A 26,825-nucleotide genomic window follows, 5' to 3' on the forward strand; every position below is an offset into this window, starting at 1 on the left:
CCTACCAGCCCCTTGTCAGTTTACAAAAACAAACATGAATTGCATGCAAGCATGCATTTTACGAGCATTATTTTTCTGTCATGAGCAGCCCTGATACAGCCCAGCCGGAAACCGCGGCACTGAACGAGTGCACGGTACGCGATCGTCGGCGTCTTTCGCGCCGCCGGCAGCAGGACGCCGAGCAGTGGCGTACCGAGCTGGCCGCTGCCCGCAGCCGTTACCAGGCACGCCGCGAGCACGTGCCGACGGTCGATTTTCCCGCTGATCTGCCGATCACCGCTGCCAGCGATGACATCATCGCCGCGATCCGCGATCATCAGGTGACCATCGTCTGTGGTGAGACCGGTTCCGGCAAGACCACCCAGCTGCCGAAGCTGTGCCTGGCGGCCGGCCGTGGGGTCGCCGGGTTTATCGGACATACCCAGCCGCGACGACTGGCGGCCCGTACTCTGGCAGCGCGTGTCGCCAGCGAGCTGGGCAGCGAGATTGGTGCGGCAGTCGGCTACAAGATCCGCCACCAGGACAGCACCAACAGCGACAGCTACATCAAGCTGATGACCGACGGCATCCTGCTTGCGGAACTGCGTTCGGATCGCGATCTGCTCGACTACGATACGCTGATCATCGACGAGGCCCACGAGCGCAGTCTCAACATCGATTTCATCCTCGGCTATCTCCGGCAACTGCTGAAGCGACGGCCGGACCTGAAGGTGATCATCACCTCGGCAACCATCGATGTGGAACGCTTTTCCGAGCATTTCGATAATGCACCGATCATCGAGGTCTCCGGGCGCAGCTACCCGGTCGAGGTGCGTTACCGGCCGTATGAGGATGATGACGATGACCTGGCGTTCGAACACGCCGTGCTGAATGCCGTGCGCGAACTGTCCGGTCGTGATCGCGGCGATATCCTGGTGTTTCTCGAGGGTGAACGCGAGATTCACGAGCTGGCCAGGTTTTTGCGCAAGCAGGATCTGCCGGACACCGACGTGTTGCCGCTGTACGCACGCCTGGGCGCGGCCGGACAGGGGCAGATATTCCAGCCGCACCAGCGCCGGCATATCGTGCTGGCGACCAATATCGCCGAAACGTCGCTGACCATCCCCGGCATTCGTTATGTCATCGACAGCGGCTACGCCCGCATCAGCCGTTACAGTCCGCGTAGCAAGGTGCAGCGCCTGCCGATCGAGAAAATCGCCAAGGCCCCGGCCAACCAGCGCAAGGGTCGCTGCGGCCGCGAAAGCGATGGCATCTGCATTCGCCTCTACAGCGAGGCGGATTTCGAGGCTCGCCCCGACTTCACTGAACCGGAGATCCGCCGTACAAATCTTGCTTCCGTGGTCCTGCAGATGAAAACGCTGGGGCTCGGCGAGGTGGAAAAGTTTCCGTTCCTGGAACCGCCGGACCAGCGCCAGATCAACGACGCGGTCAACCTGCTCGTCGAACTCGGTGCGATTGACAGTAACGGCAGCAAGAAAGCGATCAGTGGCGGTAAGCTGACGCCGATCGGCCGACAGCTGGCGAAACTGCCGCTCGACCCGAGCTTCGGGCGCATGCTGCTGGCCGCCGGCGACATGCAGTGCCTGAACGAGGCGCTGATTATTGTCAGCGGTTTGAGCATCCAGGATCCGCGCGAGCGACCGCTGGAAACGCAGCAAAAAGCCGATCAGTCGCATCAGCAGTTTCGCGACGAACGTTCCGACTTCCTCGAATTTCTCAAGCTGTGGGATTTCTTCGAGCGCCTGTCCGCGAAGCTGTCGAAGAACCAGTTCCGCCACGCCTGCCGCGAGAATTTTCTCGCCTATGTGCGCGTGCGCGAATGGCGCGATATCCATCGCCAGTTGAGTCAGCAGATGCGCGAGCTGGGCTATAAGCGCAATAGTGAGGCGGCCGGCTACGAGAGCCTGCATACGGCCCTGGCGACCGGTTTGCTTGGCCATGTGGCGCAGAAGACCGGTCCCGGCGAATACACCGGCGCTCGTAACATCAAGCTGAAAATATTTCCCGGCTCGTCGCAGTTTGCCAAACAGCCGAAGTGGTTCATGGCCGCCGAACTGGTGGAGACCTCGCAGTTGTTTGCCCGCACCGTCGCCGCCATTGATCCGGAATGGTTGCTGAAACCGGCCGCGCACCTGCTGCGCACGGAAACCTTCGAGCCGCAATGGAATGCCGAGGCGCAGCGCATCAACGCGCGCCAGCGGGTGACGCTGTACGGCCTGCCGCTGGTGACCGCGCGGCCGGTCGATTATGCGCGCATCGATCCGGATGAGGCGCGCAAGCTGTTCATCCAGCACGCCCTGGTAGAAGGCGAGTTGCGCAGCCGTGCCGGTTTCTACCAGCACAATCGCAAATTAATCGAACAAATCAGGCGCGAGGAACAGAAGATCCGGCGTCCCGATGTGCTCGATGAACAGCGCCTGTTCGCGTTCTACGATGACCGTTTGCCGGCGACGGTGACCGATGGTGCGTCGCTGGAGAAATGGCGCCGCCGGGCGGAACAGAACGATCCGCATAGCCTGTACGCCGAGCGCGATCAGCTGATCCGCAAGGAGACCGCCACGGCCGCGGATTACCCGGATGAACTGCACGTCAACGGCATCGTGCTGCCGGTCGACTACGCTTTCAGACCCGGTGCCGAGGACGACGGTGTCACCATCGATGTGCCGCTGCAGTTGCTGAACCAGTTCGACAGTGAGGCGTTTGAACGACTGGTGCCGGGTCTGCTGGAAGAGAAGATCACCGCCTTGCTGAAGTCATTGCCGAAAAGCCTGCGCCGCCGTTTCGTGCCGATTCCGGACACGGCCCGGCGCTGCCTGGCCGATGTGCGCGAAAGCAGCGCACCGCTGCCGGAGGCGCTGGCCGCCTGCCTGCTGCGCCAGACCGGTGTCGAGATTCCGGCCGATGCCTGGCAGGCGGCGGAACTGCCGGCGCATCTGACGCCGCGCTTTCGTCTGATCGATGACAACGGCAGTACGCTGGCAAGCGAACGCGACTACCAGGTACTGCGCGAGCAATTCGGCGGCGAGGCGGCACGCAGTTTTGCCGGCCGCCTCGATACCGGCGTCGAGCGCGAGGACCTGACCGACTGGAATTTCGGCGAGTTGCCCGAGGTGGTGGAACTGGAGCAGGGCGGCTACCGGATGCGTGCCTACCCGGCACTGGTCGACTGCGCCGATCGCGTTGCGATTCGCTGTTTCGATACTGCCGCGAAAGCCGCGTCACACATGCAGGCAGGCTTATTGCGACTGTTCTGTCTGGCGCTCGATAAGGAGATCAAATACCTGCGCCGCAATCTGCCCGACCATAAAAAGCTTTGTCTGGCTTACAGTGCCCTGGGCAATTGCGAGGAGCTGACGCAGCGCGTGGTTGAACAGGCGGTCATTCACGCCTGCCAGCTGGATCATGCGCAGCCGCGCACGCAGGCAGACTTTGAACAGCAACTGGAAACGGGGCGCAAGCAACTCGTCAGCGAGGCCAACAGCCTGTGCGCACTGCTGAGCGAGATTCTGCAGCGACATACGAAGCTGCGTAGTCACCTGTCCGGCAATGTATCGCCGCAATGGCTGGCCGCGATCAAGGACATTCGCGAACAGCTCGATCACCTGGTGTTTGCCGGTTTCATCAATGCCGTACCCGTTTCGGCGCTCGAACACTACCCGCGTTATCTCGACGCCATCGACAAGCGCCTGCAACAGCTGGAACAGAACCCGGCACGGGATCGCGAGCGGGCCGCACTCGTTGCACCCTGGTGGCAGGATTACCTGAAACTTGCCAGCGCCCATACGGGACAGGACAATGGCCCGGAACAGCTGCACCAGTATCGCTGGCTGATCGAGGAATACCGGGTATCGGTATTCGCCCAGGAACTGAAAACCGCCCAGCCGGTGTCGCCGCAACGCCTGCAGGCCGCGCGCGATGAACTGCGCCGTGCGCGCTAACCGGTTTATGCACCACGAAAGGACCCTGCAGACATGACTGCCTACAAACGCCCACTCGCCGTCCTTGTCGGCATAGTCTGTCTGGCCGGTATGTTTGTCGCCGCCGATTACCTCGGCCTGTTTGGCGTGCGCGAAAGTACCAGCACGGATTTCGTCGATTTCCGCGTCAGAACGCTGGACGCCGAAACCGGGCGTGAAATCAGTGATGTGAAAATACGCTGTTTCCAGTTTGGCACCACCAATGCCTGCGGCCAGCCACCCAGCCGCGAACGCGGTGTCGTGCGCGTCAGCCTGCTGGTGGAAAAGCATGTCCGCGAATCGCTGCTGTTCACGCACGCGGTACGCTATTCGCCGGTCAGCGAGGAGGAGCTGCGCATCATGTTCATTCACGGCGATTACGACAAGCCGGTGCAGCGTTACAACATACCCGATCTGCTGGTCAAACCGGGGCGCACATTCAGCGTGGAAATGAAGCCGTTGGCAACAGCGGCTGGACAGGAGAATGGTGCATGAGTGACGCGATCGACTATCTGCTGCAGGCACGTCCGGAGGCAATGCAGCCGTACTTCAGCTTTCTGAAGCAGTCGGGCAAGAAACTGGATCCGAAGACGCGCGCGTTGATTTCCGTGATCAGCAAGGTGCACGGTCGTACCGAACGTGGCTTTAGGCAATACCTGACGCGCGCCTTGCGCGTCGGCTGCAGTGCCGACGAGGTGCTTGATGCGCTGCTGGCCGCCTTTCCCATGATCGGTCTGTCCGGCTTGATCTGGGCGACCGATATCCTGCTCGACATGGATCTGCCGGAGTTCAAGCCGGAGGCGCTGGGCAGTGAACCACAATGGCATACGGTGGGCCGGATTGATGAAATCGACGATGGCGTCAGTCGCCTGGCCTGCGACAACCGCGAACTGTTCATCTACCGCAATGGTGATGTGATCAAGGTCTATGACAGTCGCTGCCCGCACCAGGTCACCAACATTCCCCAACTGGCCTTAAGCGACTGCACGCTGACCTGTCCGAAACACGAATGGCAGTTTGATATAAGTACCGGCGAATGCATCGCCAAGGGCAACCGGCCGCTGACCGAGTTCGAGCACAAGATCGAGGACGGTCGGTTGCTTGCCTATTGGTAAGCGAGATGCCTTCCGCTGGCAGAACAACAGGCGCATGAACGCATGATAGAAAAGAAAGCGATAACTCAGGTCCCCATCGACAACCTGCTGGCACGACGCTGGAGCGGCCGCTTTTTTGATCCGGAACGCTTGCTGGACCGCGACCAGATCCTGGCATTGCTGGAAGCGGCGCGCTGGGCGCCGTCTTGCTTTGGCGAACAGCCGTGGCGTTATGTGGTCTGCGATCGTGCTGCCAACCGGCCTGCCTGGGAGCGGGCGCTCGGCTGCCTGTCTGGGGGTAACCAGGGTTGGGCGCAGGATGCGCCATTACTGCTGTTGGTACTGGCGCACGAGCATTTTGTCAGCCGTGACGGCAATAATCGCTGGAGTCATTACGACACCGGTGCGGCCAGTGAGAACCTCTGTCTGCAGGCGACCAGCATGGGTCTGATGGCCCACCAGATGGGCGGTTTTGACAGCGACCGGGCGTTGCGAGACTTTTCCGTGCCGCAAGGCCACGCCGCCCTGGCCATGATCGCGGTGGGTTATCCTTTGCCGTTGGCCGCGATGAGCGCCGAACAGCAGCAGCGCGCGCAGGCCGAACGGGCCCGCTGGCCGCTGGGTGAATTATTCTTTGACGGTGACTGGGGCCAGGCCTACGACTAGGGTTGTTTTCCCCGGCTGCCGTGGCTAGTCGGGCAGACTGTTTTTCTGGTTGAAGTGGATGATCTGGCGCCGCTCGCGTTTGGTCGGCCGGCGTGGCGGCCGCGGCTGACTGGTGGCTTCGGCCTTGATCTGGGCCGCCAGCTGCTCGCGTGCCGCGCGGCTGGCGGCCGATTCGGTATAGAGTTCGGCGGCGGCGCTGGCGCCCAGACGCTGGTGGCTGAGCGCATTCACCTCGATGTGGTATTCATACGGCCCGCGTCTGACGATCAGTTCGGCGCCCGGCGCGATCGTTTTCGCCGGCTTGGGCCGCTGGCCGTCGACTTTCACCTTGCCGCCCTTGATCGCACTGGCAGCCCGGCCCCGGGTCTTGAAGAAGCGGGCACACCACAGCCATTTGTCCAGGCGCATGGCCGTCTGGTCATTCATGGATCAATGCGTCGTCGACTGTTATTCCGGTGCTTAAGTGTTTTACTATGCCATCTGTCCTGTTCATGGTAATCACTCGTATGGCCGAAGCAAAGCAGCGTGCATTCAAGCCGTTAGGCATCGCGGTACTGACCGTATCCGACAGCCGTGACGAGGCTTCGGACAAGTCCGGTCGGCTGCTTGCCGAGCGCCTGCAACAGGCCGGTCACGAGCTGCGCGACAAGCAGATCGTGCCCGACGATATCTATCGCATCCGCGCGATCGTCAGCCAGTGGTGCGTCACCGACACTATCCAGGTGATTCTGCTCACCGGCGGTACCGGAGTAACCGGCCGCGATGGCACACCGGAAGCCGTCCGCGTTTTGCTGGACAAGGAGATCGACGGCTTCGGTGAAATGTTCCGGCAGATATCCTATGCCCAGATTGGCACGTCGACGCTGCAGTCACGGGCGATCGCGGGCGTTGCCAACGGCCACTATATTTTTTCCCTGCCCGGATCCGCCGGTGCCTGCGCGACAGCCTGGGACGATCTGATCAGCGCGCAGCTCGATTATCGCACCCGGCCGTGCAACCTGGTCGAGCTGATGCCGCGTCTGCTGGAAAAATAACCACTCCTTCAATCAACCAGTTCGAAATACAACAGCAGGGTTTTCTGAACAAAAAAGCCATTGTTGTCGCTGATCATGAAGTAGCGGTTGTCGCGATGATGCGTCAGGCCCTCGAAGTTGTCGATGTTGTGGCCGGCGTCGCGATCCAGACGCGCGATTGTTTCCACGCGTGTCGATCCGGTGTCAGCGCCCGCCGGATCCAGCCGGTGGATGACGGCGGCGATGATGCCGAAGGCGCCGGAAAAAATGCGTTCAAGAGCCAGCAGTCGGCCGTCCGGCGTTAGTGCAATGTCGGTCAGGCTGCCGTAGTCGGCATCGGCCCGGGCCAGTTCGGCCACCGGGCCGTTCCGATCGTAGATGCGGAAATGACTCTGTCGCGTGTCCGCCACGGGCCGTTCCGGTGCGGTCAGCAGACCAAGCTGTGGATGCATGACCACGCCTTCCAGGGCCTGGTTGGGCGTGCGGTAGTTGTCGATTTCGGTCAGTCGCGCTGGCAGCGGCATATCCTCCAGCCACAGGCCGTAGGTTCGGTAGCGGCTGACGCGCGGCCGGCGTTCAAAGCTGACCAGCAACTGTTCATCGCCGGAGATGCCATTGGCGCCGTTCAGTACCGTCATGCCTTCGCTGTCGCCATTGTGGGTATCCAGCGGCTGGTCATCCGGCCCGCGCAGGGGAAAGGCGTCGACTACCCTGACATCGGTGAGGCGGTTTGCGTGGATGACTGGACGCAGATGCAGGACATGGCCGCGGTCCGAGAGTGCGTAAAGAATTTGCGTGTCGGCGGACCAGGCGAGTGCCGACAGTCCCATCAGCGGCAAGCTCTTGCACTGCGTTTCGTGCAATTCCAAGCTGCCCAGCAGCCGCAGACCCATGTACTCATCGCCGCTGTTTAAATCCGATCCCGGAGCATGCTCACTGGTATGGCTGGCGCAGTCCGGGTCGGCACTGACAGCGGCAGACAGGCAAGAAAGGATTATTGTAATGGCAATCCGGCAGGGTGACCGGCGGACAGGGATGGACATCGAAACTGCTTCGGCAAGGGGCGTTGAAGCAGCGATAATATCCAAGTGTCGGAATTCCTGCTAGTCTGATTGTCCAATTCTGTGGTCAACAAGCCGGAACACTAGCACCGTCATGTTTTACGTCTGCCGTCCCTTGCTCTTGGTTGTCGCATTATGGTTGGCCACCGCAATCGCGCCGGTTATGGCCGAACGTTTTGCGCTGCCTGATGGCGACAGCGTCATCGGCGAATTCGGTCAGGCGCGTGCCGAGCACCAGGACACGCTCCTTGATATCGCTCGCCATAATGGCCTGGGCTACAACGAGATCCGGCTCGCCAACGAACATGTCGATACCTGGTTGCCGGGTGATGGTCAGGAAGTGGTGCTGCCAAAGCGCTACATACTGCCGGCGACACCGCGCGAAGGACTGGTGCTGAACATCCCGGAAATGCGCCTGTACCACTATACCAGCAGCGAAGATGGCGAGCCTGGGGTGGTGACTTATCCGCTGGGAGTCGGCCGGCAAGGCTGGTCGACACCGTACGAGACCACCACGGTGACCGCGAAGGTTGCCGATCCGGCCTGGTACCCGCCGGAGTCCATCCGCGAGGAACACGCCGCAGAGGGCGACCCGTTACCAAGTGTGGTTCCGGCCGGGCCGGACAACCCGCTTGGCGCTTTTGCCATGCGCCTGGGGCTGCCGAGTTACCTGATCCACGGCACGAACAGGCCCTGGGGCGTCGGCATGCGCGTCAGCCACGGTTGCATCCGGCTCTATCCCGAGCATATCGAGGCCCTGTTCGAGGAAGTGGAAGTCGGCACGGTGGTCAGAATCATCAACCAGCCGTTCAAGATCGGTATGAAGGATGAGGTGCTGTACCTGGAAGTCCACCCCCATCTGCAGGAAGACAAGGACCAGTTCGCTAACGCCTACAGCCAGATCGTCAGCCGGGTACTGGCACGGATTGGCCCGGACACGCGTTTCGAGGTCGACTGGGAACTGGCTCGTGAAGTGACTGAGGCGGCGCAGGGTGTGCCCATCGCCATCGGCATGCGGCTGCCGGAAGTGCAAGCGACCCGGGCCGCAACCGTGAACCCGCGACGGGACTTGCCGCTGGCCGCGGCGGGTGGTGCTGGCCGGAACTGATCTGCTCTGCACCGCCGGGTGCCGGCCACCGGGGCCGTGGCGCTAGTCGCGGGCGTGGTAGCCGCCGTCGACGTGCAGGGTCTCGCCGGTGATCGAATAGGCGCCGTCCGCGACCAGGAAGGCGGCCAGCGAGCCGACATCGGCGACGCTCAAGGGCCGGTTCAGTGGTGCGTGCTGGTTGGCGCGCTCGATTAGCTTTTCGAAGTCGGCCAGGCCGGAGGCTGCGCGCGTGGCCACTGGACCGGCCGAGATCGCGTTGACGCGGATATCTCGCGGCCCGAGCTCGTGGGCCAGGTAGCGCACCGCGCTTTCCAGTGCCGCCTTCACCGGACCCATGAGGTTGTAGTTTGCCACCGCGCGTTCGGCGCCGATGTAACTCATGGTGAGGATGCTGCCGCCGTCCTTCATCAGTGGCTCGGCCTGTTTCGCCAGTCGCATGAGTGAGTGACAGGAGATGTCCATCGCCTCGAGAAAGCCGTCGCGGCTGGAATCAATCAGTCGGCCCTGCAGATCGGCCAGCGGCGCGTAGGCGATCGAATGTATGAGAAAATCCAGCCCGCCCCAGTGCTCGCGGATCTGCGTGAAGACGGCGTCGACTTCATCCGGCCGGGTGACGTTGCAGGGCAGAAACAGTTCCGATCCGAGTTCATTCGCCAGCGGCTCGACGTGCGGCCTGGCCTTGTCATTGAGATAGGTGATGGCGAGGCGCCCGCCCTGTTCGCGGATTGCCTGCGCGCTGCCGTAGGCAAGTGATTGTTCGTTAGCGATGCCGACGATCAGGCCCTTCTTGTTACTCAGATCGAAGCGGGTCATGTTCTCGTATCCTTCAATTCTTCGGGGTGGTTGAGTCGTTCACGCGTGTGGCGGGCGATCATGCCTTCCTCGTCGGTGGGAATGACACAAAGCTTTATTCGGCTGCCAGCTGTAGAGATGACGCGCGCGTTGCGTTCGTTGGCTGCTTCGTCCAGTTCCGCGCCCAGCCAGCCGAGGCATTCGCTGACGCGTCGCCGGATGTGCGCGCTGTTCTCGCCGATGCCGCCGGTGAAGACCAGGCCGTCGATGCCCTGCAGGCCGACGGCCAGCGCGCCGAGTTCGGCGAGGATGCGGTAGACGTAAAGATCGATGGCCTCGCGCGTCTGCGGGGCGTCACTGGTTTCGAGGTCGCGCATATCGTGGCTGATGCCGGATACACCTTTCAGGCCCGACTCGTGATATAGCAGTGCGGTCACGGCTTCGACGTCCATGCCCATGGATGCCTGCATATAGAGCAGGGCGCCCGGGTCGAGGCGGCCGCAGCGCGTGCCCATCATCAGGCCTTCGAGGGTGCTGAAGCCCATGCTGGTGTCGACGCTCTGGCCGCCGTGCAGGGCGCAGAGGCTGGCGCCGTTGCCCAGGTGCGCGGCGATGACGCGACCAGCGGCCAATTGTGGATCAGTATCGGCCAGGCGCGTGGCGATGTATTCGTACGACAGGCCGTGAAAGCCATAGCGGCGCACGCCGGCGTCATGATAACGCGCCGGCAGGCCGAACTGCGTGGCCGGCTTGCCGATGTTCGCGTGAAAGGCGGTATCGAAACAGGCCACCTGCGGCGTATCCGGATAGATGTCGCGGATGGCCCCGATCGCGGCCAGGTTGTAGGGTTGATGTAATGGCGCCAGCGGAACGATCGCCTGCAACCGCTGCAGTACGCTGTCGTCTATCGTTACCGGTGCGCTGAAGTCGCTGCCGCCGTGCACCACGCGGTGGCCGACGGCTAGGTGATCGGTCTGCGCCTCGCTGGCCATGAGTTCGTCGAGCAGTTGCTCCAGCGCCTGCGCATGACTGGTGCCGGCGTGCAGTTCGCGACTGTGCGCTTCGCCGTCGCGTCGGCTCGTCAAGGTGGGCTGGCCGCCAAGGCGGTCGATCTGGCCGCGGTCGAGGCATTTGAGATCGGTACTGTAGAGACAGTACTTGATGCTCGACGAGCCGCTGTTGATGACCAGTATGGGTCGGTTCATCGCCGTACGCTTTTGTAATGCCTGTGGTAAAGCAGCGCCAGCGAGCTTGAGGCGATGCGCTGTATGACCGAGTCCGAGCGGCTGGTCAGGATGATCGGCAGGCGCGCGCCCATGACGATACCAGCGCCCTTGGCGTCGGCCAGGTAGATAAGCTGCTTGGCGAGGATGTTCGCCGCTTCCAGGTCCGGCGCGACGAGAATGTCGGCCTGACCGGCCACCTTTGATTCGATTTGCTTGGCCTCGACCGCCGCCGGCGAGACGGCGTTGTCGAAAGCCAGCGGGCCATCGAGTACGCCGCCGGTGATCTGGCCGCGATCGGCCATCTTGCAAAGCGCCGCCGCCGTCAGGGTCGAGCTGATATCCTTGTTGACTTTTCCACCGCCGACAGCAGCGCAACTTTCGGCCGTTCGATTTCCAGCGCGTGGGCGAGGTCGATGGCGTTCTGGACGATATCGCGCATTTCGTCGAGCATCGGCGCGATGTTGATCGCGGCGTCGGTGACCAGTACCGGGCGCGGATAGGTCGGTACGTCGAAGGCGTAAACGTGGCTGATACGCCGTTCCGAGCGGATGCCGCGTTCCTTGTGTATGACGGCGCGTAGCAGTTCGTTGGTATCCAGGCTGCCTTTCATCAGCGCGTCGACTTCACTGGCGCGGCCCATGTGCACGGCCTTTTCGGCCGCAGAGTGACTGTGTTCGACGTCGACGAGCGGATAGTCACTGATGTCGAGTTCCAGCTCGTCGGCCAGGCGGCGGATGCGGTCGGCCGGACCGACCAGGTGCGGCCGTATCAGGCCGGCTTGGGCCGATTCCACGGCGCCGCGCAGAGCATATTCGCTACACGGATGAACCACTGCCGTCGCTAGTGGGTCGAGTGGTTCGGCGGCTTCGAACAGTTCCTTCAGGCGGCCGCGCTCGGACAGGCGTATCTCGGGCAGATCCGGGCGCGGGCGCTCGATCTTATCGGTCGGGGCGATAACCTCGGCCTCGCCCTCGATCACGGTCTCGCCGTTCTGGTTGATGCAGCAGCAGTCGAACACGACAATGTTGCGCTCGGCTCTTTTCTCCCTTGCCGTGACGCTGACCGTGAGTAAATCGCCGAGATGGACCGGGCGCCTGAACTTCAGTGACTGACCCAGGTAGATGGTCCCCGGTCCCGGCAGGATCGTGCCGAGCACCGTGGAAATCAGTGAACCGCCCCACAGCCCGTGGGCGATGATTTCATGAAAATGACTGCTTTTGGCGTAGTCGGCGTCCAGGTGCGCCGGATTGACATCGCCGCTCATGACCGCAAACAGCTGGATGTCGCGTTGGGTCAGGCGCCGTTCGATGCTGGCGCTGGCGCCGATCTCGATCTCATCAAAAACCTGGTTGGCGATGACGGGTCGTGAATTCGGCATGACGCTGTTTTTCCTAAAAATTCGGTACGTTGACCGGGCGGTGGTTCAATACGCCCTTTATTTCACGAATGCTGCGCTGCGTCAACCAACCTCCAAGACCCGGACTATTGCGCCGTTCGGTCTGATCGACAGTACAGGATGGCCGGGTCTGGATATATGTATCGTCTGCGGTATGGGGAAATGCTGGCTCAGCCTGGTAACGCTGATGATTCTACTGCCGTGCTCAGTCACCCCAGTCATCCCGGTCTGTTGGAGTCACTGTTCAAGGTATTGATTGTCGATGATCTGGTTGAGGCTTGGAGTAAAAGGAACCGTGAAGTTGACGGTCGGGGCGTGGCTAAATGGCGGACTATGCCGTGTTTGGCCAGTGGCTAATCAATATCAAATCAGTATCCGTGGCTGGTTGTCATCGCTGATGACCTGTATCCATAATCGACTGGCGCTACTGCTTATGCTTTAACCTGTCCCGTTAATCTACGAATAACAATAAAAAAAGCCCTGTATCGCTACAGGGCTTTTTTTTACTGAACTGCTGTAAAACGAAGTTACTTGGCCATGGCCTTTTCGAACATACGGTCCAGGCGGTCAGAGTTTTCGTTGCAGCAGTCGAGTGCAGTCTGGACGCTCTTCTGGGCTTCGGAAGCGGCATAGGCTGCTTCTGAGGCGACAGTATGAGCATTGTCAGCACGCTGCTGGGCGTTCTTGGCTTCAGCCAGTGCGGTTTCGGCAGTGGCGCGAACTTCGTCGAGCTGTTCCTGCGTGGCACCACAGCCGGCGATCAGCCCAAGCGCCAGGGCAAGTGCTGAGATTTTCACAAGCTTTGTTTTCATTGATGATTCTCCCATTGGACTTGAGTCTGAGGATTCCCCAGTTCACGTCTGCTAATAATGACGTATTTTTTAGTCTATAGCAATTTGCGCCACTGTAAATGATGGCCGTTGTCATCCGGGCCGGATCGGCCTCGGTACAGCCCCTCTACCCCGGTAACGCAACGCACAAGATAACCGTTCTGCCGGCCACTGACCAGAGGTGGCGGCCATTTTTTCAGCGGGCGTGACCTGCGTCACGGCCGCCGGCGGCCTGTCTCAGCGGCCGTATGGATTCTTCTGGCGCAGGGTCTTCTTGCGGTCCTCGTAATGTTCACTAATGAAGTTTGCGAGCGCGCTTTCGAAACTGTGGACGGCGTTGTTGGTACAGAAGTCGTCGAACCAGGCCATGATGTCGGGCATCTCCTGCAGATTACTGATGCTGTAGGTCTCGCTCTGGTGGACATTGTAAGCCGTCAGATAGCCCATGATGTAGTAACGGAATTCGTCGGTGCCATCCTTTTCCCGGGCCTTGTTGTAGGAATGGCAGGAGGCGTTGCCCATACCCCAAATGGCGTAGTTGCCTTCGGCATCGGCGGCATACAATGATGAACTGAACAGTACGCTGACAACAGCAGTCAATAAAATCCTGAAACGCATGTGCTACTCCCTGATGAGGGCCGCGTGCGGCCGCTTTATTTGTTGTTGGTAATGGCCGTTAGAGTGAACGGCACGGGAATATATCCCGACCATGGCCATGATGGCCAGCGCTGTGTGCCTGGCCCCAAGTTGCCTTGAACAAAACCCGCGCATCAGTCGCCGAGCAGTGTCGCCAGGCCGCCGACCAGCCGCTCGACACCGGCCACCGCGGTCTGGCCGGCCAGTGCGCCATAGGAAATCCGCAGGTAACAGCCGTCGCTGCAGCCGAACGTCTGCCCGGGCAGGACGGCGACCTGGTGCTCGGCGATCAGGCGCCGTGTCAGTGTCAGCGAGTCCATGTCCGTGGCCACGCGCAGCAGGATATAAAAGGCGCCATTGGCGGCTGGCGCCACGCAGCGACCGGCGAGTGGCTGCAGCGCTGCCAGCACCTGGCGCCGGGTTGCGGCAAGGCTGTCCAGGTGCTGGCGGCAGTAGTCGCCACCGCAGTTTAGTGCCGCGGCGGCGGCCTGCTGGGCGATCAGGGTCGGGCAGATGAGGTTGGTGTCCTGGGCCTTTTGTACGGCCGTGGCGATGGCCGGCGGAATGACCATGTAGCCGATGCGCCAGCCGGCCATGCCGTAGGCCTTGGACAGCGAGAACAGCGAAATCGTGTGATCGGCCGCCGTCGGGTCGCTGGCCGGCGAGTAGTGTTCATGATCGTCGTAGGTGAAGTATTCGTAGGCCTCGTCGCTGATGTGATAGAGACCCTGTTCCCGGCAGAGTGCGTTGATCGCCCGGAGCGTGGCCCGTGGATAGACCGCGCCGGTGGGATTGTTCGGCGAGACGGTGACGACAGCACGGGTACGTGGCGTGATGGCGGCGCTGATCGCCGCCAGGTCCGGCTGGTAGTCGGCGTCGGTCGCCACCGGCACACAGCGGCAACCGAGCATGCTGATGGCCATTTCGTGATTGAAGTAGTACGGCGTCAGCAGAATGATCTCGTCGCCCGGATCGGCGATCGCCAGCAGGCTGTTCATAAAGCCCATGTTGGAACCGGCAGTGACGACGATTCGATCGTCATTGACGGCAAGCCCGTTATCGTTTGCCAGCTTGGCCTGGATTGCTTCGCGCAGCGTGGCTTCGCCGACTACCGGGCCATAGCGATGGGCCTCGGCGGTTTCCGGGTAGCTGCGTGCCGCCGTGAGTGCGGCGGTGGGTGGCGGATAGTAGACCACGCCCTGGCCCAGCGAGATGGTACCGGGCTGCGCCCGGATCCACTCGCCCAGCAGGGGAATGATCGGATCCTGAACCGCCTGCATGCGGCGGCTGACGGGCGGACGCTGAACGGGGCTTGAGCGAGTCTGTGCGGACATGGTTCTGATCGGTTACGGGCAAAGCCCGCCATCATACCTGTCGTCAGGGCCGCTGGGCAGGGTGGCCCCGGTGCACGGCTATTGCCGGTGAAAGGGCATCGGCCGGCCGGAGAACTGCGACTTCAGGAAGTCCATCTGGTCAGCGAGAATGCGCCGGTTCGACAGTGCCAGGTACTCGGCCCAGTTCGGCACATACGGTACGGCCAGCAGCGGCATGTGCGCTTCTTCAGGGATACGGTTGCCCTTGCGGGTATTGCAGGTACGACAGGCGGCAACGACGTTGGACCAGCTGTCCCGGCCACCGCGCGATATCGGCAGCACATGGTCGCGCGTCAGCAGGGTGTTACGCTGATCGTTACCGCAATACATGCACATATGAGCATCGCGCAGGAACAGTTCGCGATTGGTCAGGGGCGGTACGCCGCGGCGGACGTATTTGTTTTGTGCCGAGCGCTTGATGGCGATGATGGAATTGACATTGACGGCGGAGCGCTGGCCGGTGGCTCGGCATATGCCGCCCTGGAAACGGAACATGTGCTCGCCCGCGGTCCAGGCGACCATGTTGCGGCTGTAAAGGCAGACCGCATCCTGCCAGGGTATCCACGTGACCGGGGTACCCGATACATCGAGACGTAAAATCAAGTGGCTCATTTATTGTTATCCTCGTTCCCGCGCCGACCGTTCCGGAGTGTTGCGCCGGCACGGACGGAGGGTCTTTATAAAACCCGGGATGCAACCCTTGTGAGGCTGACGCTTGTTATCATTATGCAAAATGTACCTCTGAATCAAGTCTTTCTCACCACAATCTGAGACGGGCCATCGATTTTCAGCGCCAATCTTTTGGACAAAATCATGACACTTGAAGCGACTCAACGCCTGCTTGCGATCATGCGCCAGCTGCGCGATCCCGACAATGGCTGTCCCTGGGACCGGCGCCAGGATTTCGCCAGTATCGTCCCGCATACCCTTGAGGAGGCCTACGAACTGGCCGAGGCCATCGAGACGGGCGATGCCGAAAGCATTCGCGGCGAGCTTGGTGATCTGCTGTTCCAGGTCGTTTTCTATGCCCAGCTGGGCAGTGAACGCGACTGGTTTGATTTCGACAGCGTCGCTGCGACCATCGCCGGGAAACTGGAACGCCGTCATCCGCATGTGTTTGCCGAGACTGCTACTGACGAGGCCGAACTCAGTGGCCAGTGGGAACGCATCAAGGCCGAGGAGCGCCGCCAGTCAGGAGCCGGTGATGGTGCGCTGGCCGACGTGCCACGGGCCCTGCCCGCCCTGAGCCGGGCGCGCAAGCTGCAAAAGCGCGCCGCCCACGTTGGTTTTGACTGGGGCGACCCGGCGCCGGTGTTCGCCAAGATCGAGGAAGAACTGGACGAGTTCCGCAGCGAAATGGCCCGCGGTGCGGACAATCATGTGCGCGTGGAGGAAGAGTTCGGTGACTTGCTGTTTGCCTGCGTCAATCTTGCCCGCCATGCCGGCATCGATCCGGAATCCGCGCTACGCCGTGCCAACCGCAAGTTCGAGTCCCGTTTCGCCTTTATTGAGGAACGGCTTGCCGCGCAGGGCAGGACACCGGAAGACAGCAGCCTGGAAGAAATGGATGCGCTGTGGGAGGAAGCGAAGACGAATGGGGTAGCGGAGGCTGGTGATTAGTGACTGGTGATTGGTGGGGTTCACCATGCACAAATGGCGCGCAGCGCACGCTTGTTTCTTCAACCTTGTGACGACGGAAGCAAGAGCCTGTCCCGGCATGCAGTAAGCCGGGAATGGGGGGAGTTGGTAACTGGTGACAGGCAAGGCCCGCCGTCGAGATACGCTTCACCAGCGACGCACGACGCAACTACGGCTTGTACCGCTTCAGATCCCTGATGCGGCCATGGGAATCGAAGATGATCTCGCTGATCCAGCCGTTGGCTGACGCGGGAATGTAGTACCAGATGATCCGGGTGGGACCGTGAATGCCGTCGCCGAGCACCGATTCGCGGTCCGGTGGCCCGACCCGGTACTCGACCTCGGCCTGCGACATGCCGGTATCGAGCAGACTGTAGTCACGCAGGTCCAGACTGTCGGCACCGGCCGTCAGCGGCATCAGTGCGAGCAGCAAGGTACGGGCGGATTGTTTCAGGAACAGGGTCGACATACCCCCTGAGAGCGGCGCGTCGCGGCAACAGTTCCGCCGCGACGCGCGCGGAGCGGTTATTTGCTCTTTTTATCCTTAATGATCTTGGCGTAGGCCGAATGGTTGTGAATCGACTCGAAGTTTTCCGATTCCACGGTGTAGCCGGCGATACGATCGTCGCGGTTGAACTGGACGGCGACATCGCGAACGATGTCCTCGACAAACTTCGGGTTGTCGTAGGCACGCTCGGTGACCCATTTTTCGTCGGGCCGCTTGAGCAGGCCATAGAGTTCGCACGAGCCCTCGGCCTCGACCATTTCGATCAGGTCCTCGATCCAGATGAAACCGTTGGTCTTGACGGTGATGGTGATGTGCGAGCGCTGGTTATGGGCGCCGTAATCGGAGATGCCCTTGGAGCATGGGCACAATGAGGTTACCGGGACGATGATCCGGACCAGCACCTGTGGCTTGCCGTTGTCCTGGATCTGGCCGATGAAGGTCACCTCGTAGTCGAGCAGGCTCTTGACGCCGGTTGCCGGCGCGGCTTTCTCGATAAAATAGGGAAACGACATTTCAATATGGCCGGACTCGGCATCGAGCGTCTCGACCATCTCGCTAATCATGCGCTTGAACGAGTCGATGGTGATCTCATACTCGTGGTTGTTGAGAATCTCGACGAAACGCGACATGTGTGTGCCCTTGAAGTTGTGTGGCAGGGCGACGTACATGTTGAAGTTGGCAACCGTATGCTGTTCCTGGCCGGAACGCGAGGTCACAACGATCGGGTGGTTGATGTCCTTGATGCCGACCTGGTCGATAGCGAGATTGCGCGTGTCGGCACTGCCCTGGGTATCCGGCAGCTCGTTGATGGTTTCCTCGTTCATGGTCTCTGGGTGGCTCATGCCATTTCCTCTACTCTGAGTTCGTGCCCGTCTATTGCGGGGCAATTCCTTAGTATTTTACTAAGCTTTAGAGTTCGTCTCAACTCGACGAAGCATAAACAATCATTTATTGCGGTTGACGATATAGTTCGCCACCCCACGCAACATGTCGGCCTGCGGGCCGAATCCGGCCAGGCTGTCGAGCGCTTCCTGGTACAGGTCCGCGGCCGCCTGCTTGGCGCGGCCCATACCGAGCAGGTGCGGGTAGGTCGGCTTGTTGCGGGCGACATCGGCGCCCTGCGTCTTGCCCAGGGTTTCGGTGTCGCTTTCGATATCGAGAATGTCGTCACGCACCTGGAAGGCCAGGCCGACACAGTGCGCATAGTGACACACCCGGTCGACTTCGTCGCTGGCCGCCGTCGGGCTGGACAGTGCGCCGAGCTCGACACTGGCTCGGATCAGGCCGCCGGTCTTATGGATGTGCATGTTTTCCAGCTCGGCGATATTCAGCTGATTGCCCACCGCCGCCAGGTCGATGGCCTGGCCGCCGGCCATGCCGCGCGAACCGCTGGCCACGGCCAGGGCGTTGATCATCGCCAGACGGCGATCGGCCGCTACCTGAATGGCGTCGTCGCTGGCGAGAATGTGGAACGACAGCGCCTGCAGGGCATCACCGGCAAGTATCGCGGTTGCCTCGTCGTAGGCGCGGTGGCAGGTCGGTTGGCCGCGGCGCAGGTCATCGTTGTCCATGGCCGGCAGGTCGTCGTGCACCAGCGAATAGGCATGGATCATTTCCACCGCGCAGGCGGGGCCGTCGAGCGCGGCAAGATCGACCCCGAAGGCCTCGCCGGTGGCATAGACGAGCACCGGGCGGATGCGTTTGCCATTGCCGAGCACGGCGTAGCGCATCGCCCCGTGCAGATGCTGCGGTTGAATGGTGGCGTCGGGGAGCCAGCGCTCGAGGGCGGCTTCGGCGCTGCGCTGGTAAAGCTGCAGGCGGGTCTCAAAGGCCATAGTCAAGCCTGGTCAGGGTTGTCGTTGTTCTGTTTGTCGCGCGCGCTATCGCTGTCGAATTCGCTGAGTTCTGCTTCCGGCGTTTCATTCAGCAGTATCTGGACTTTCTGTTCAGCCGCCTGCAGGGCTTGCTGGCAGGCGCGGGTGAGGGCGATGCCGCGCTCGAACTGCTGGAGCGATTCTTCCAGGCTGAGCTCGCCCTGTTCCATTCGTTCGACCAGCTGCTCCAGCTCCGCCAGGGCAGCCTCGAAATCGAATTTTTCCGCCGCGGGATCCGCAGCCGGTTTACTGTCGCTGTTTTGTTTTGCCTTGGCCAAGGTTGTACTCGGACGGGTGTCAAATTAAGGCGGCAATCATACCGGTTTGCACACGACTGTACAGACCCCGCGGGTAGGTGCCGGGCGGCGATAACCTGTTGCGATGCATAATTGACACTGCCCTGTCGTGGACCCGCTTTGATCCTGAAACAGGTTAGTTTGGCTCTAAAACTGCAAGCATTGAAAGGGCGAGGCGCGAATAACTTGAAAAGCATTACCAATCAGTGAGTTGCCGGATTTTCTTGTGCGTCTGCATGAGAAGGGTTGCTCTGTCTGAGCTGAAAGGCAGTAAATGAAGTATTACGGCAGCAACCTATGCAAGCGCAGCGCCGACCGTGACACGCTGGACATCAAGGCTCAGCCCGCCGCTGATACCTGTGGTCGGGTGGCAATGTTCGTGACCTGCTACGGCAACCGCAATAACCCGGGCGTGGTCGAGGACCTGCTGGCCGTTCTCGAGCATAACCGCATTCCGGTATCACCGGTTGGACAGGAACGCTGTTGCGGCATGCTCAAGCTTGAGCTTGGCGATCTGTAAACGCTGGCGCGATTGAAAGCATACACATGCCGCGGCTCTATACGGCTGCGCAGTTGGCCAGGAATAGATGGCGCCGGTGCCGTCCTGTGTGCTGATGTTCAAGCAGGAACTGCCGTATGCAGTAGAGTGCGTTCCCGACGCGCTGCGTGCAGCCCTCATTGTCGATCCCGGCTGGATCCCTGCCTGTTTCGGTCGCGTTGTCAATGGCTTGACGGCGCCGTCACGTTACAATACAAAACCCGCCTGACAACATGATCGCCACCCCGCATAATGCGGCGACCATGTGACCGATGTTTCCAATTGCATAATTTTCGGGGTCATTCTTGAATAAACAATACGACGCGGCCGATATTGAAGTCCTGACCGGCCTGGAGCCGGTACGCAAACGGCCAGGCATGTATACCGACACGTCCCGGCCGAATCACCTGATCCAGGAAGTGGTCGACAACAGCGTCGACGAGGCTATTGCCGGCTATGCGAAAAAGATCGAGGTCATCCTGCACAAGGACGGTTCGGTCAGCTGCAGCGACGACGGCCGCGGCATGCCGGTCGACATGCATCCCGGTGAAAACGTACCCGGCGTCGAGGTTATCCTCACGCGACTGCACGCCGGCGGCAAGTTTTCGCGCAAGAGCTACCAGTTCTCCGGCGGTCTACACGGCGTCGGCGTATCGGTGGTCAACGCGCTGTCGAAGCATCTCGAGATCTGGGTCAAGCGCGGCGGCAAGGAGTACAACATGGCCTTTGCCGGTGGCGAGGTGCAGTCGAAGCTGGAAGAAGTCGGCACGGTCGGCAAGCAAAACACCGGCACGCGCATCCGCTTCTGGCCGGACCCGCAGTATTTCGATACCACGAAGTTCGCACTGCCAAAACTCAAGCACCTGCTGCGTGCCAAGGCCGTGCTGTGTCCGGGTCTGACCATCCGGCTGCAGGACGAGGCCAACGATGAAACCGAGGAATGGTGTTACAGCGACGGCATTCGCAGTTACCTGTCCGAGGCGCTGAGCGGCCATACGCTGCTGCCGGAAGAGCCCTTTCTCGGCAGCCTGGCGGGCAACAATGAAACCGTCGACTGGGCAGTGCATTGGCTGCCGGACGATGGTGAACTGGTAACCGAAAGCTACGTCAACCTGGTGCCTACCGTGCAGGGCGGTACGCACGTGAACGGCTTGCGCCAGGGCTTGCTGGAAGCACTGCGCGAGTTCTGCGATCAGCGTTCGCTGCTGCCGCGTGGCGTGAAACTGGCGCCGGAAGACGTCTGGGAACGCTGCAGCTACCTGCTGTCGGTGAAACTGGACGATCCGCAGTTTTCCGGCCAGACCAAGGAACGGCTGACCTCGCGCAATTGCGCCACCTTCGTTTCCGGCGTGGTCAGCGATGCCTTCAGTGACTGGCTCAACCATCACGTCGAAAGCGGCCAGCAGATCGCCGAACTGGCCGTGCGGCATGCACAGAAACGCCTGAAGGCGGAAAAGAAGGTGGTGCGCAAGAAGGTCGGCAGCGGCCCGGCACTGCCCGGCAAGCTGGCCGACTGTACCGGCCAGGGGCTGGATCGCACCGAACTGTTTCTGGTCGAGGGTGATTCTGCCGGCGGCTCGGCCAAACAGGCGCGCGATCGCGACTACCAGGCGGTGATGCCGTTACGCGGCAAGATCATGAACACCTGGGAAGTCGATCCCGCCGAAGTGCTCGGCTCCAAGGAGGTTCATGATATCGCCGTGGCGCTGGGTGTGGATCCCGGCTCCGAGGATCTGTCGACGCTGCGCTACGGCAAGGTGTGTATCCTCGCCGATGCCGACTCCGACGGCCTGCATATCGCGACCCTGCTGTGTGCGCTGTTCGTCAAGCATTTCCGGCCGCTGGTCGCAGGCGGGCACGTGTTCGTTGCCATGCCGCCGCTGTATCGCATCGACGTCGGCAAGGAGGTCTACTACGCCCTGGATGAACAGGAAAAGGAAGGCGTGCTCGACCGCATAGCCGCCGAGAACAAGAAGGGCAAGGTCAACGTCCAGCGCTTCAAGGGGCTCGGCGAGATGAATCCGCTGCAGTTGCGTGAAACGACCATGGCGCCGGAAACCCGGCGACTGGTGCGCCTGACCCTGGCCGACGGTGATACCACCGATCAGTTGCTCGACATGCTGCTGGCGAAAAAGCGCGCCGCCGATCGGCGCTCGTGGCTGGAATCCAAGGGCGACCATGCCGAGGTCATGTACTAGGGATAGACTCGCGCCGTTGACTGACTAACACTGGGTATAGACCGATTCCAGTCATTACTTTAACGAAAGGCGGTAATACCATGATTCAATTAAGAACTTTCTCATGCACGCTTGCATTGGCCAGCCTGCTCGCCGGTGCCTGCGGCAACCCGACCACGGCGGCGACGTTTGACTCCGAACAGCAGAGTTTTCGCCTGACGCCGGTGGTCAGCGATCTCGATCAACCCTGGGGATTCGCGTTTCTGCCCGACGGAGGCCTGTTGATAACGGAAAAGTCGGGTGACCTGCGGCGGGTGCGCGACGGTGAACTGCTGGCGGAACCGATCAGTGGCCTGCCGGACAATATCGCCGCAATCGGCCAGGGCGGTCTGCTCGACGTGGTGCTGGACCCCGACTTCGCCGACAACCGGCGGATCTACTTCAGCTACGCCGGCGAAGGTGAGGGCGGTTACGGCACCGAGGTTGCGCGCGGCCGACTCGTTGATAACGCGCTGGAGGATGTCGAGGTGATCTTCCGCGCCCTGCCGAAGTCGGACGGTGGCCGCCACTTCGGTTCACGCCTGCAGTTCACGTCCGACGGTATGCTGTACATATCGCTCGGTGACCGTGGTATCAAGGACCAGGCCCAGGATCGCTCCACGCATCCCGGTTCGTTGATCCGCATTCACCCGGATGGCCGCGTGCCGGACGACAATCCGTTGGTCGACGCGGATGGTGCACGGCCGGAAATCTATACCTACGGCAACCGCAACATGCAGGGCATGACGCTGCATCCGGAAACCGGACAGCTGTGGACCAACGAGCACGGTCCGCAGGGCGGCGATGAACTCAACCTGATGCAGGCCGGCAACAATTACGGCTGGCCGGTGATCACCTACGGCGTCAACTACGGTACGGGCACGCAAATCGGCGAGGGCACGCACAAGGAAGGCTTGGAACAACCGGTGCATTACTGGGACCCGTCGATCGCCACCTCCGGGCTGGCGTTCTACGCGGGTGATGCCTTTCCGGAATGGCAGGGCGATGCTTTCGTTGGCTCGCTCAAGTTCGGTTTCATCGCCCGGCTCGAGTTGAACGAAGATTTCGAGGTAACCGGCGAGGAACGCCTGCTCGAGGGCACGCTGGAACGGGTGCGCGCCATCCGCCAGGGGCCCGACGGCCTGCTGTACGTGCTCGATGAAGCGAAGGGCGAACTGCTTAGAATTGAGCCGGCCTCCTGAGGCGATGTCCCGGCCGGACACGCCGGTCTATAAACAATAAACTTTCCATGCCCCGGGCCGCGGTCGGCCCGGGCCAACATGACTGAACCAGCCACCAGGCGGAATTTCATTACGATGTCAGACAACAGCACCACGGACCTGGTTGAAAACAAACCACTGCACGAGTTTACCGAGAAAGCCTATCTCGACTATTCCATGTACGTGGTGCTCGATCGGGCACTGCCGCATATCAGTGACGGCCTGAAGCCGGTGCAGCGGCGCATTCTTTATGCCATGTCCGAGCTTGGTCTCAAGGCGCAGTCGAAATACAAGAAGTCGGCGCGCACGGTGGGTGACGTGCTCGGCAAGTTCCATCCGCATGGTGATCTGGCCTGTTACGAAGCCATGGTGCTGATGGCGCAGTCGTTCTCCTACCGTTATCCGTTTGTCGACGGCCAGGGCAACTGGGGGTCGCCGGACGATCCGAAATCGTTCGCCGCGATGCGCTACACCGAGGCCAAGCTGACCGCGTATTCGGAACTGTTGCTGGGCGAACTGGAGCAGGGCACGGTCGAATGGATTCCGAATTTTGACGGTACGCTGAACGAGCCCGAGCGCCTGCCGGCACGCCTGCCCAATGTCTTGCTCAACGGTACCACCGGTATTGCCGTCGGCATGGCCACCGACATCCCACCGCATAACCTGAAGGAGGTCGCCGACGCCTGCGTGCACCTGCTCGATAACCCGAAGGCGGATGTCGCCGCATTGTTCGAGTACGTCCAGGGGCCGGACTATCCCACCGGCGCCCAAGTCATCAGCACGCGTGATGAATTGCTGAGTGTCTACCAGACCGGTCACGGTGCCATCCGCGCCCGCGCGACCTACGAAAAGGAAGACGGCAACATCGTTATTCACACGCTGCCGCACCAGAGTTCCGGCAGCCGCATTCTCGAGCAGATCGCCACGCAGATGCAGGCCAAGAAGCTGCCGATGCTGGAAGACCTGCGCGACGAATCGGACCACGAGAACCCGGTACGTCTGGTACTCATTCCGCGTTCCAATCGCATCGATGTCGATGAATTGATGTCGCACCTGTTCGCGACCACCGACCTGGAACGCAGCTATCGCGTCAACCTCAACATGATCGGCCTCAACGGCCGGCCGCAGGTCAAGGATCTGAAGACCCTGCTGGGTGAGTGGCTCCAATACCGCACCGAGACGGTACGCCGCCGGCTGCAGTACCGCCTGGACCGCGTACTCGAGCAGATCCACGTGCTCGAAGGTTTGATGATCGCCTACCTCAATATCGACGAGGTGATCCGGATCATCCGCGAGGAGGACAAGCCCAAGCCGGTTCTGATGGAACGTTTCGCGCTCAGCGACATCCAGGCCGAGGCGATTCTTGAGTTGAAGCTGCGCAAACTGGCCAAGCTCGAGGAGATGAAGATCAAGGGCGAGCTCGACGAGTTGAACAAGGAACGCGCCGAGCTGGAAAAAACGCTGGGCTCGAAGGCGCGCCTGAAAAAGCAGGTGCGTAAAGAGCTGGTTGCCGATGCGGAAAAATTCGGCGATGCCCGGCGTTCGCCCATCGTCGAATCGGTGGCCGCCGCCCAGGCACTGTCGGAACAGGAACTGGCGCCGGCCGAGCCGGTAACCGTGGTGCTGTCCGAGAAGGGCTGGATTCGCTCGGCCAAGGGCCACGAAATCGACCCGGCAAGCCTCAATTATCGCAGTGGCGACGGCCTGCGTGCCGCCGCGCGAACGCGCAGCAACCAGCAGGTGGTGTTGCTGGATTCCACCGGCCGCAGTTACGCGCTCGCCGTGCACAGCCTGCCGTCGGCACGTGGCCAGGGCGAGCCGGTGGCCAGCCGTCTGACACCGCCCGACGGCGCCACCTTTGCCGGGGTATTGCCGGGGCAAACCGATCAGTATGCGCTGCTGGCCAGTGACGCCGGCTACGGCTTTGTCGCCAGCATCGGCGACCTGCAGACGCGCAACCGCAACGGCAAGGCCTGTCTCAACGTGCCCAAAGGCGCCGGCGTGCTTACACCGGTGCTGGTCAACGACCGTGACAACGACTGGATCGCGATCGCCAATACCAGTGGCCACCTGCTGCTTTTCGCGGCGAGCGAGTTGCCGCTGTTGGCCAAGGGCAAGGGCGTCAAGCTCATGCAGATCCCGCCGGCGAAACTCAAGGCACGCGAGGAATACTGTGTCAGCATTGTGACATTGCCGGCGGATTCGGCGCTGCTGGTTGATGCCGGCCAGCGCACCCTGACCCTGAAGCCGACGGACCTCGAGCATTACCACGGCGAACGCGGCCGCCGCGGCAATCTGTTACCGCGCGGCTTTCGCAACGTCAGCCGGCTGCGGCTGGCGGAATAAAGCTGTAACAAACGAATGCAGACTTGAAACCGTTGCCCGACGGCACTATCTAACAAACGGTTTAACAACGGGGTACTCCCGGAGGGAATTGAATGAAGCGTATCGCGCTGTTTCTTGGAACCAACATCGCCATCATGGTGGTGCTGGCCATTGTCATGCAGATGTTTGGCCTGGAGGGTGTCCTCGACGAACAGGGCGTCGGGCTGGATCTGACCGCGTTGCTGATCATCTCCGCGGTGGTCGGCATGACCGGCTCGTTCATTTCGCTGGCACTGTCGAAGTGGATGGCCAAGTCGATGACCGGCGCGCAGGTGATCGAGTCGCCGCGCAACGCCGAGGAACAGTGGCTGATCGAAACGGTGCAGCGCCAGGCGCGCGCGGCCGGTATCGGCATGCCGGAAGTGGCGGTCTACGACTCGCCGGACATCAACGCCTTCGCCACCGGCATGATGCGCGACAGTGCGCTGGTGGCGGTCAGCAGTGGCCTGCTGCGCGGCATGAAGCGTGACGAGGCCGAAGCGGTGCTGGCACACGAGGTGACCCACGTCGCCAACGGCGACATGGTTACCCTGGCGCTGGTACAGGGCGTGGTGAATACCTTCGTGTTCTTCCTGTCCCGCGTCATCGGTCATATCGTCGACCGCGTGGTGTTCAAGGTCGAGCGCGGCCACGGTCCGGCCTACTGGATCACCGCGATCGTCGCCCAGATCGTGCTCGGTATCCTTGCCAGTGCGATCGTCATGTGGTTCAGCCGCCAGCGCGAATTCCGCGCCGACGCCGGCGGTGCGCAGCTGGCCGGACGTGAAAAGATGATCGCCGCGCTGCGGCGCCTGAAACAGAGTACCGAGCAGCCGCATCTGCCGGAGCAGCTCGAGGCGTTCGGTATCTCCGGTGGCATGGGACGTGGCATCAAGCGCCTGTTTCTCAGCCACCCGCCGCTGGATGAACGCATCCAGGCGTTGCAGCAGCAACGTTACTGAAGTCAGTCATGAATACCCCGGTACACCGGGGTGTTTTTTTATCAGCCAGCCGATGGGA

24 protein-coding genes and 1 pseudogene are annotated in these 26,825 nt (G+C 61.3%); 12 read left to right on the forward strand and 13 right to left on the reverse strand.

The window, feature by feature from the left end:
• Positions 1-80: 80 nt before the first annotated feature.
• From hrpA to J2T55_RS03530, 4 genes are read left to right on the forward strand one after another with little or no spacing between them, the layout of a single operon-like run.
• Positions 81-3,938 carry an ATP-dependent RNA helicase HrpA gene (gene hrpA / locus J2T55_RS03515; protein WP_259054274.1) on the forward strand — a complete coding sequence of 1,286 codons (3,858 nt, stop codon included), beginning with the start codon at positions 81-83 and terminating at the stop codon, positions 3,936-3,938.
• Between the two features lie 33 nt (positions 3,939-3,971).
• Positions 3,972-4,451 (forward strand): hypothetical protein, encoded by a 480-nt coding sequence (locus tag J2T55_RS03520; protein WP_259054275.1) that lies wholly within the window; start codon positions 3,972-3,974, stop codon positions 4,449-4,451.
• Positions 4,448-5,071, forward strand: coding sequence for a Rieske 2Fe-2S domain-containing protein (locus tag J2T55_RS03525; RefSeq protein WP_259054276.1), 624 nt, complete (start codon positions 4,448-4,450; stop codon positions 5,069-5,071). Before J2T55_RS03520 ends, J2T55_RS03525 begins: the two co-directional genes overlap by 4 nt.
• Before the next feature lie 42 nt (positions 5,072-5,113).
• Entirely contained in the window at positions 5,114-5,716 is a 603-nt protein-coding gene (locus J2T55_RS03530) for a nitroreductase family protein (RefSeq protein WP_310521968.1), read from the forward strand.
• 24 nt (positions 5,717-5,740) lie between these two features.
• Here J2T55_RS03530 and J2T55_RS03535 read toward each other — a convergent pair whose 3' ends face one another.
• A complete protein-coding gene (locus J2T55_RS03535; RefSeq protein WP_259054277.1) occupies positions 5,741-6,142 on the reverse strand; it encodes an RNA-binding S4 domain-containing protein in 402 nt (133 codons plus the stop codon).
• Between the two features lie 80 nt (positions 6,143-6,222).
• Here J2T55_RS03535 and moaB point away from each other — a divergent pair, with 80 nt between their 5' ends.
• On the forward strand, positions 6,223-6,750 hold the full coding sequence (moaB, locus tag J2T55_RS03540; RefSeq protein ID WP_259054278.1) for a molybdenum cofactor biosynthesis protein B: 528 nt from the start codon (positions 6,223-6,225) through the stop codon (positions 6,748-6,750).
• Between the two features lie 8 nt (positions 6,751-6,758).
• Here the strand turns inward: moaB and J2T55_RS03545 are convergent, their stop codons facing one another.
• Positions 6,759-7,772, reverse strand: a complete 1,014-nt coding sequence (locus J2T55_RS03545; protein WP_259054279.1) for an esterase-like activity of phytase family protein — start codon at positions 7,770-7,772, stop codon at positions 6,759-6,761.
• 181 nt (positions 7,773-7,953) lie between these two features.
• Here J2T55_RS03545 and J2T55_RS03550 point away from each other — a divergent pair, with 181 nt between their 5' ends.
• Positions 7,954-8,898, forward strand: a complete 945-nt coding sequence (locus J2T55_RS03550) for a L,D-transpeptidase family protein (RefSeq protein WP_259054280.1) — start codon at positions 7,954-7,956, stop codon at positions 8,896-8,898.
• 42 nt (positions 8,899-8,940) lie between these two features.
• Here the strand turns inward: J2T55_RS03550 and fabI are convergent, their stop codons facing one another.
• The 7 genes and pseudogenes from fabI to J2T55_RS03585 form a co-directional block, all read right to left on the reverse strand.
• Positions 8,941-9,711, reverse strand: coding sequence for an enoyl-ACP reductase FabI (gene fabI / locus J2T55_RS03555; RefSeq protein WP_259054281.1), 771 nt, complete (start codon positions 9,709-9,711; stop codon positions 8,941-8,943).
• Positions 9,708-10,895 carry an acetate/propionate family kinase gene (locus J2T55_RS03560; protein ID WP_259054282.1) on the reverse strand — a complete coding sequence of 396 codons (1,188 nt, stop codon included), beginning with the start codon at positions 10,893-10,895 and terminating at the stop codon, positions 9,708-9,710. Before J2T55_RS03560 ends, fabI begins: the two co-directional genes overlap by 4 nt.
• Positions 10,892-12,294 (reverse strand): annotated as a pseudogene (locus tag J2T55_RS03565) (bifunctional enoyl-CoA hydratase/phosphate acetyltransferase). The gene J2T55_RS03560 and the pseudogene J2T55_RS03565 overlap by 4 nt, the downstream one beginning before the upstream one ends.
• Positions 12,295-12,839: 545 nt before the next feature.
• The gene (locus J2T55_RS03570) at positions 12,840-13,124 is read right to left on the reverse strand and encodes an Lpp/OprI family alanine-zipper lipoprotein (protein ID WP_259054284.1); all 285 of its coding nucleotides are present in this window, start codon (positions 13,122-13,124) and stop codon (positions 12,840-12,842) included.
• A gap of 255 nt (positions 13,125-13,379) precedes the next feature.
• Complete coding sequence (locus J2T55_RS03575; RefSeq protein ID WP_259054285.1) at positions 13,380-13,760, reverse strand: hypothetical protein; 381 nt, start codon at positions 13,758-13,760, stop codon at positions 13,380-13,382.
• Between the two features lie 152 nt (positions 13,761-13,912).
• Positions 13,913-15,112, reverse strand: a complete 1,200-nt coding sequence (locus J2T55_RS03580; RefSeq protein ID WP_259054287.1) for a pyridoxal phosphate-dependent aminotransferase — start codon at positions 15,110-15,112, stop codon at positions 13,913-13,915.
• A 78-nt stretch (positions 15,113-15,190) separates the two neighbouring features.
• Positions 15,191-15,763, reverse strand: a complete 573-nt coding sequence (locus tag J2T55_RS03585) for an HNH endonuclease (RefSeq protein ID WP_259054289.1) — start codon at positions 15,761-15,763, stop codon at positions 15,191-15,193.
• 201 nt (positions 15,764-15,964) lie between these two features.
• Here J2T55_RS03585 and mazG point away from each other — a divergent pair, with 201 nt between their 5' ends.
• A complete protein-coding gene (gene mazG, locus J2T55_RS03590; RefSeq protein ID WP_259054291.1) occupies positions 15,965-16,771 on the forward strand; it encodes a nucleoside triphosphate pyrophosphohydrolase in 807 nt (268 codons plus the stop codon).
• Positions 16,772-16,958: 187 nt separating this feature from the next.
• On the opposite strand, the gene J2T55_RS03595 is transcribed toward mazG, so the two are convergent.
• The 4 genes from J2T55_RS03595 to J2T55_RS03610 form a co-directional block, all read right to left on the reverse strand.
• Positions 16,959-17,258 (reverse strand): hypothetical protein, encoded by a 300-nt coding sequence (locus J2T55_RS03595; protein WP_259054292.1) that lies wholly within the window; start codon positions 17,256-17,258, stop codon positions 16,959-16,961.
• A gap of 56 nt (positions 17,259-17,314) precedes the next feature.
• On the reverse strand, positions 17,315-18,121 hold the full coding sequence (folE2, locus tag J2T55_RS03600; protein WP_259054428.1) for a GTP cyclohydrolase FolE2: 807 nt from the start codon (positions 18,119-18,121) through the stop codon (positions 17,315-17,317).
• Positions 18,122-18,241: 120 nt separating this feature from the next.
• Positions 18,242-19,132, reverse strand: a complete 891-nt coding sequence (gene ispA, locus J2T55_RS03605) for a (2E,6E)-farnesyl diphosphate synthase (RefSeq protein WP_259054295.1) — start codon at positions 19,130-19,132, stop codon at positions 18,242-18,244.
• Positions 19,133-19,134: 2 nt separating this feature from the next.
• The gene (locus J2T55_RS03610) at positions 19,135-19,449 is read right to left on the reverse strand and encodes an exodeoxyribonuclease VII small subunit (RefSeq protein WP_259054297.1); all 315 of its coding nucleotides are present in this window, start codon (positions 19,447-19,449) and stop codon (positions 19,135-19,137) included.
• Between the two features lie 292 nt (positions 19,450-19,741).
• On the opposite strand from J2T55_RS03610, the gene J2T55_RS03615 reads away from it, so the two are divergent.
• The 5 genes from J2T55_RS03615 (at position 19,742) to htpX (ending at position 26,767) form a co-directional block, all read left to right on the forward strand.
• Positions 19,742-19,987 carry a heterodisulfide reductase-related iron-sulfur binding cluster gene (locus J2T55_RS03615; RefSeq protein WP_259054299.1) on the forward strand — a complete coding sequence of 82 codons (246 nt, stop codon included), beginning with the start codon at positions 19,742-19,744 and terminating at the stop codon, positions 19,985-19,987.
• Positions 19,988-20,310: 323 nt separating this feature from the next.
• The gene (parE, locus tag J2T55_RS03620) at positions 20,311-22,203 is read left to right on the forward strand and encodes a DNA topoisomerase IV subunit B (RefSeq protein ID WP_259054301.1); all 1,893 of its coding nucleotides are present in this window, start codon (positions 20,311-20,313) and stop codon (positions 22,201-22,203) included.
• 80 nt (positions 22,204-22,283) lie between these two features.
• Positions 22,284-23,423: a PQQ-dependent sugar dehydrogenase gene (locus J2T55_RS03625; protein ID WP_259054303.1), complete on the forward strand. Its 1,140-nt coding sequence runs from the start codon at positions 22,284-22,286 to the stop codon at positions 23,421-23,423.
• Positions 23,424-23,537: 114 nt separating this feature from the next.
• Positions 23,538-25,787 carry a DNA topoisomerase IV subunit A gene (gene parC / locus J2T55_RS03630; RefSeq protein WP_259054305.1) on the forward strand — a complete coding sequence of 750 codons (2,250 nt, stop codon included), beginning with the start codon at positions 23,538-23,540 and terminating at the stop codon, positions 25,785-25,787.
• Positions 25,788-25,879: 92 nt separating this feature from the next.
• A complete protein-coding gene (htpX, locus tag J2T55_RS03635; RefSeq protein ID WP_259054307.1) occupies positions 25,880-26,767 on the forward strand; it encodes a protease HtpX in 888 nt (295 codons plus the stop codon).
• The last annotated feature ends 58 nt before the right edge of the window (positions 26,768-26,825 follow it).

It is taken from the genome of Methylohalomonas lacus (assembly GCF_024808875.1).
Classification (GTDB): Bacteria; Pseudomonadota; Gammaproteobacteria; order Methylohalomonadales; family Methylohalomonadaceae; genus Methylohalomonas; species Methylohalomonas lacus.

Bases quoted from the DNA above. Each gene is read 5' to 3' on its own strand.
- hrpA (WP_259054274.1), top strand. From the start codon at position 81: ATGAGCAGCCCTGATACAGCCCAGCCGGAAACCGCGGCACTGAACGAG.
- J2T55_RS03520 (WP_259054275.1), top strand. From the start codon at position 3,972: ATGACTGCCTACAAACGCCCACTCGCCGTCCTTGTCGGCATAGTCTGT.
- J2T55_RS03525 (WP_259054276.1), top strand. From the start codon at position 4,448: ATGAGTGACGCGATCGACTATCTGCTGCAGGCACGTCCGGAGGCAATG.
- J2T55_RS03530 (WP_310521968.1), top strand. From the start codon at position 5,114: ATGATAGAAAAGAAAGCGATAACTCAGGTCCCCATCGACAACCTGCTG.
- J2T55_RS03535 (WP_259054277.1), bottom strand. From the start codon at position 6,142: ATGAATGACCAGACGGCCATGCGCCTGGACAAATGGCTGTGGTGTGCC.
- moaB (WP_259054278.1), top strand. From the start codon at position 6,223: ATGGCCGAAGCAAAGCAGCGTGCATTCAAGCCGTTAGGCATCGCGGTA.
- J2T55_RS03545 (WP_259054279.1), bottom strand. From the start codon at position 7,772: ATGTCCATCCCTGTCCGCCGGTCACCCTGCCGGATTGCCATTACAATA.
- J2T55_RS03550 (WP_259054280.1), top strand. From the start codon at position 7,954: ATGGCCGAACGTTTTGCGCTGCCTGATGGCGACAGCGTCATCGGCGAA.
- fabI (WP_259054281.1), bottom strand. From the start codon at position 9,711: ATGACCCGCTTCGATCTGAGTAACAAGAAGGGCCTGATCGTCGGCATC.
- J2T55_RS03560 (WP_259054282.1), bottom strand. From the start codon at position 10,895: ATGAACCGACCCATACTGGTCATCAACAGCGGCTCGTCGAGCATCAAG.
- J2T55_RS03570 (WP_259054284.1), bottom strand. From the start codon at position 13,124: ATGAAAACAAAGCTTGTGAAAATCTCAGCACTTGCCCTGGCGCTTGGG.
- J2T55_RS03575 (WP_259054285.1), bottom strand. From the start codon at position 13,760: ATGCGTTTCAGGATTTTATTGACTGCTGTTGTCAGCGTACTGTTCAGT.
- J2T55_RS03580 (WP_259054287.1), bottom strand. From the start codon at position 15,112: ATGTCCGCACAGACTCGCTCAAGCCCCGTTCAGCGTCCGCCCGTCAGC.
- J2T55_RS03585 (WP_259054289.1), bottom strand. From the start codon at position 15,763: ATGAGCCACTTGATTTTACGTCTCGATGTATCGGGTACCCCGGTCACG.
- mazG (WP_259054291.1), top strand. From the start codon at position 15,965: ATGACACTTGAAGCGACTCAACGCCTGCTTGCGATCATGCGCCAGCTG.
- J2T55_RS03595 (WP_259054292.1), bottom strand. From the start codon at position 17,258: ATGTCGACCCTGTTCCTGAAACAATCCGCCCGTACCTTGCTGCTCGCA.
- folE2 (WP_259054428.1), bottom strand. From the start codon at position 18,121: ATGAACGAGGAAACCATCAACGAGCTGCCGGATACCCAGGGCAGTGCC.
- ispA (WP_259054295.1), bottom strand. From the start codon at position 19,132: ATGGCCTTTGAGACCCGCCTGCAGCTTTACCAGCGCAGCGCCGAAGCC.
- J2T55_RS03615 (WP_259054299.1), top strand. From the start codon at position 19,742: ATGAAGTATTACGGCAGCAACCTATGCAAGCGCAGCGCCGACCGTGAC.
- J2T55_RS03625 (WP_259054303.1), top strand. From the start codon at position 22,284: ATGATTCAATTAAGAACTTTCTCATGCACGCTTGCATTGGCCAGCCTG.
- parC (WP_259054305.1), top strand. From the start codon at position 23,538: ATGTCAGACAACAGCACCACGGACCTGGTTGAAAACAAACCACTGCAC.
- htpX (WP_259054307.1), top strand. From the start codon at position 25,880: ATGAAGCGTATCGCGCTGTTTCTTGGAACCAACATCGCCATCATGGTG.